At 71.5% G+C, this 2380-nt stretch carries 3 protein-coding genes; 1 reads left to right on the forward strand and 2 read right to left on the reverse strand.

What is annotated here, in order from left to right:
* The coding region (locus AB0C29_RS43955; RefSeq protein ID WP_360833677.1) for a hypothetical protein at nucleotides 1-250 on the forward strand (250 nt) is incomplete at its 5' end.
* A gap of 4 nt (nucleotides 251-254) precedes the next feature.
* Here AB0C29_RS43955 and AB0C29_RS43960 read toward each other — a convergent pair.
* Nucleotides 255-1916 (reverse strand): DNA repair helicase XPB, encoded by a 1662-nt coding sequence (locus tag AB0C29_RS43960; RefSeq protein WP_360833679.1) that lies wholly within the window; start codon nucleotides 1914-1916, stop codon nucleotides 255-257.
* Between the two features lie 178 nt (nucleotides 1917-2094).
* The coding region (locus tag AB0C29_RS43965) for a WYL domain-containing protein (protein ID WP_360833681.1) at nucleotides 2095-2380 on the reverse strand (286 nt) is incomplete at its 5' end.

The raw sequence follows: 2380 nt of genomic DNA on the forward strand, positions 1-2380 counted from the left end.
GGCGGCCGGACCGCCGTTCGCGCCGCCGCCCCCGACTCGTCAGCAGGACAACGGCAGCGGGCTGCGGCTGGTGGTCGCGGCCGGGATCGTCGCCGTGGTCATGGCCCTGCTCGGCTGCGTGGCCGGGGCTTTCTTCCTGACCCAGGGCGCCTCCGTCGACGCCCCCGCGGTGAGCGTGGTGCCGGGCCCCGAGACCCCGCCGGAGCCCGAGGCGCCGACGACCGTTCCGGTGCCGCCGACCGTCGAGTGACCGGTCAGTCGACCTGCGGCAACGGCGGGCCGAGCACGTCGTCGGCGTCCACGATCGTGTACGCGTAGCCCTGCTCGGCCAGGAAGCGCTGGCGGTGCGCGGCGTACTCCGTGTCGATCGTGTCGCGGGACACCACCGTGTAGAAGTGCGCCTGGCGGCCGTCGGCCTTCGGGCGCAGCACCCGGCCGAGGCGCTGAGCCTCCTCCTGCCGGGAGCCGAACGTGCCGGAGACCTGGATCGCCACGGCCGCCTCGGGCAGGTCGATGCTGAAGTTGCCGACCTTGGAGATCACCAGCGTCTTCAGCGAGCCCGAGCGGAACTCGTCGAACAGCCGCTCGCGTTCCTTGTTGGTGGTCGAGCCCTGCACGATCGGGGCGTCGAGGTATTCGCCGAGCTGGTGCAGCTGGTCGATGTAGCCGCCGATCACCAGCACCTGCTCGTTCGGGTGCTTCTCGACCAGCGCGCGGACCACCGGGAGCTTGGTGCGGGCGGTCGCGGCCACCCGGTAGCGCTCCTCGGCCTCGGTCACCGCGTACGTCATGCGCTCGGCGTCGGTCAGCGTGACCCGGACCTCGGTGCACTCGGCCGGGGCGATCCAGCCCTGCGCCTCGATGTCCTTCCACGGCGCGTCGTAGCGCTTGGGGCCGATCAGCGAGAACACGTCGCCCTCGCGGCCGTCCTCGCGGACCAGCGTCGCGGTCAGGCCGAGCCGGCGGCGGGCCTGCAGGTCGGCGGTGAAGCGGAAGATCGGCGCCGGCAGCAGGTGCACCTCGTCGTAGATGACCAGGCCCCAGTCGCGGGCGCCGAACAGGTCGAGGTGGGTGAACGCGCCGCCGCGCCGCGAGGTCAGCACCTGGTACGTCGCGATGGTGACCGGGCGGATCTCCTTGCGCTCGCCGCTGTACTCGCCGATCTCGTCCTCGGTCAGCGACGTACGGGCGACCAGCTCACGCTTCCACTGCCGGCCGGCGACCGTGTTGGTCACCAGGATCAGCGTGGTCGCCTTGGCGGTGGCCATCGCGGCCGCGCCGACCAGCGTCTTGCCGGCGCCACAGGGCAGCACGACCACGCCGGAACCACCGGCCCAGAAGCCGTCCACCGCTTCCTGCTGGTACGACCGCAGAGTCCAGCCGTCCTGGGCCAGGTCGATCTCGTGCGCCTCGCCGTCGACGTAACCGGCCAGGTCCTCGGCCGGCCAGCCCAGCTTGAGCAGCGCCTGCTTGAGCCGGCCCCGCTCCGAGGCGTGCACCGCGATCGTCTCGTCGTCGAGCCGCGCGCCGAGCATGCCGGCCAGCTTCTTGCTCTTGGCCACCTCGACGAGCACGATCTTGTCCAGCCCGCGCAGGACCAGCCCGTGCGACGGGTCGTTGATCAGCTGCAACCGGCCGTAGCGGTCCATGGTGTCGGCCACGTCGACCAGCAGCGCGTGCGGCACCGGATAGCGGGAGAACTTGATCAGGGAGTCGACCACGCTCTCGGCGTCGTGCCCGGCGGCGCGCGCGTTCCACAGGCCCAGCGGTGTCAGCCGGTAGGTGTGCACGTGCTCGGGGGAGCGCTCCAGCTCCGCGAACGGGGCGATCGCCATCCGGCACGCCTGCGCGTCCGGGTGGTCGACTTCCAGCAGCAGAGTCTTGTCGGACTGGACGATCAATGGTCCGCCGGTCACCAGGTGCCCTTCGACGAGCGAGAGAAGACCCTCCAGTGTGACACGGGGTTCTACCCAGCGAAGAAGGTTGATCCCATGTGCAACGCTTCGGTGAGGCCGGGCGTTTAAGCAAGAAGCACCATCGGACGGCGGGCGGGTCGCGCGCGAGCAGGGCAACGGGGGCGCGCGGTCCCGGCCGTCAGTCCTCCACGACCGCGGCTGTGATCCGGTGCAGTGCGAAGGTGTGCAACGTCTCCGTGCGTTCGTCCTCGGCGCGCAGATAGCCCGCGCTCAGGGACACCGGCCGCACCAGCCGCGACAGCGTCGCGCCGTGCGAGTCCACGTAACCGACCCAGACGCGGGCTTTGTCGCGTACCGCTTGCTGCAGCACCGCCATCGCCTGCGTGTGCGCCTGCACCGAGGTCAGCCCGGGCACCTGCTGGCCGTTCGCGGCCCGCACGGTGACCGGCGCGCGGCGGGCCGCG

It is taken from the genome of Actinoplanes sp. NPDC048791 (genome assembly GCF_040650095.1).
Taxonomy (GTDB): domain Bacteria; phylum Actinomycetota; class Actinomycetes; order Mycobacteriales; family Micromonosporaceae; genus Actinoplanes.